Annotated in this window: 2 protein-coding genes; one reads left to right on the top strand and one right to left on the bottom strand. The window is 60.6% G+C overall.

Going from position 1 to position 1,108, the window contains the following annotated elements:
* Positions 1-4 precede the first annotated feature (4 nt).
* Positions 5-184 (top strand): GlgC family sugar phosphate nucleotidyltransferase, encoded by a 180-nt coding sequence (locus AWU74_RS13855; protein WP_438816362.1) that lies wholly within the window; start codon positions 5-7, stop codon positions 182-184.
* 82 nt (positions 185-266) lie between these two features.
* Here AWU74_RS13855 and AWU74_RS05930 read toward each other — a convergent pair whose 3' ends face one another.
* Complete coding sequence (locus AWU74_RS05930; RefSeq protein ID WP_002514059.1) at positions 267-920, bottom strand: O-methyltransferase; 654 nt, start codon at positions 918-920, stop codon at positions 267-269.
* Between the last annotated feature and the right edge of the window lie 188 nt (positions 921-1,108).

Raw genomic sequence — 1,108 nt, 5'->3', positions numbered from 1 at the left:
CGTGATGACAATGTGGACGAGTGGTTCAAAGGCGACGTCCCGCCGGGAGCTCCTCGACAAAGACGTCATGGTTCCTGACGGGGCCCAAGGGGGTGTCGACCACGACCACGACCGTGCTCGTGGATTCACCGTCGCCCCAGGCGGTGTGACGGTGGTCGGTAAAGGAATCACGGTTCCCTATTGATTGAGCGATCTTCAGGACGCACGAATCGGCTCCCCATTTTTCGGGGAGCCGATTCGTTTTGTCTTGCGTCAGACGCGCAAGCTCAACTTTTCGTGGCCAACAGCAAACCTTCACCAACGGGTAGCAGCACCGGGGTGAATTCTTCGGTCTCTAGCACCGAGTCGAGGGTTTCGCGGATGATGAGGGTGTCATCGTCCTCATTATCCGGATCAGCGATGTGGTTGTTGGCCAGCGCGTCGTTAACGACAACAACGCCTCCGGGGCGGAGTAAGCGTAGGGCCTGGGAGACGTATTCCACGTATTCAAGTCGGTCGCCATTGATGAGCACTATGTCGTAGGCGCCATCACGCAGTTTAGGTAGCACATCCAGCGGAGTCCCGGTGATGAGGCGCACCTGATTAGAGCGGATACGGGCCAGGCTCAGAACCTTACGGGCAGCAGCCTGACGCTCAGCGTCGGGGTCGATGCTGGTCAAGACACCATGATCGGTCATGCCCTCCAAGAGGGCCAGCCCTGAGACTCCGGCGTCAGTGCCGATGGTGACGACGCTCCCGGCCTGCATGGTGCGCGCCAAGAAGGTCAGCAAGGCGGTGGTGCCGTTGCCGAGCACTTCCCACTGATCAGCGCGGGCTGCTTCGCGGGCCTCCTGTAGAGCCGGGGAGGGTGCGACGAAGCCGTCGGCGTACTCCCACGACCGGGCGTCGGGGACTTGATGTCTGGGCTGTGCTGGACTCACACTAACAGCCTATCCCGCTGAGGCCATCTCGTGGCTACCATGGGCACCAGCTATACAAGGAGGTTTTGCATGTCCGCTCCCGTTTTTGGCCGTCTGCTTACGGCCATGGTGACTCCGATGACGTTCGACGGGGCGGTGGACCTGCGTCGGACTGGCGAGTTGGCGCATAAGCTCGTTGAGGAACAAAA

The organism is Treponema endosymbiont of Eucomonympha sp. (genome assembly GCF_001028545.1).
This window is presented reverse-complemented; position numbering and strand designations above follow the sequence as displayed.